Here is a 1,200-nt window from a genome sequence, read left to right on the forward strand (position 1 = left end):
CTACTTCTCTAGGAAAAGTTCCAGCTATGCGCTCGTCACCATCATTTAGCTGATCACCATCGGTATCCGCATTTGCAGGATCACTAGTACAAATATTGACCGTAACGTTATCAAGAGCAAGACAAGTGACGCCTTGAACCTCTTCGCCGTCACTCAAACCATCTTGATCTGAATCTCTAATCCAAGGATTTGTCTCAAATAGAAGCTCTTGATCATTAGTCAATCCGTCTCCATCAGAATCCTCGAATAGATCAGAGATCGCGTTAGAACTTAAAACAAATTCGTAGCCATTAACGAACACCACATCACCGTTCTCATCAAGCAAATCGCCATTAGTGTCGACAGAGCCATTCAACGATATGTTTTCCAAATCATAGAGCCACGCTCTAGTCTTAACTCCATCCACGGTTGCGAAAGAAGAAACAAGTACGCCACTATTATTGACAAGCCCTCCCGTATTTGTCTCTCTTGGGTCAGTAAAGAGCGTTTCAAGCTCATCGATATTTGTGACGCCATCACCATCGAGGTCTTCTAAAGAATCAGAGATATTATTTTGATCCGTATCCAAGGACTTGGGGTCTGTTTGAGTCAAATAAAACTCAAAGCCGTCCCTTAGACCATCTCCATCGGTATCAGGATTGTCAGCTCTAGTTAGTAAACCAACTAGAGGATCTAACTCTTGCTTGTCACTCAACAAATCGTTGTCTGTGTCCGGCCAACCGGCATTAGTGCTCGCATTGAGTTCTTCAAGATCATTCAAGCCATCGTCGTCCGTATGGCATTTGAGGGCACTCATTCGAGTATTAGGTGGATTCGAAACATCAAAGCCATAGTTAACCAAGGTATCAGGATCATAAAGATACTCATATTCGTACTCCTCAAGATCAGACACACCATCGCCATCCGTATCCGTGCTTAACGGGTTCGAATAGAAAATACGCGGATCGCCACTAACGTTGAACTCGAGATCGTCCGTTAACCCATCACCATCCGTATCCGTCTGATCACCTCGAGTCCTAATTAAGCCCATCGGCACGCTATTGTTTGCGCAATCAACGACATCAACGTTCGGATTGTTACCTTGCCGCTCTCCAAAATCACTGAGGCCATCACCGTCCGTGTCTGTTTCGTCGGGATTTGTCGTGTAATAAGGTTGGTCTGCAACAAACGTCGGTCGAACCTCCTCGAAATCGCTCAACC

Annotated in this window: 1 pseudogene; it reads right to left on the bottom strand. The window is 45.1% G+C overall.

Going from position 1 to position 1,200, the window contains the following annotated elements:
- Positions 1–1,200: pseudogene (locus tag A3750_RS26115) on the bottom strand (hypothetical protein); the annotation flags it as partial.

The organism is Oleiphilus sp. HI0079, assembly GCF_001635105.1.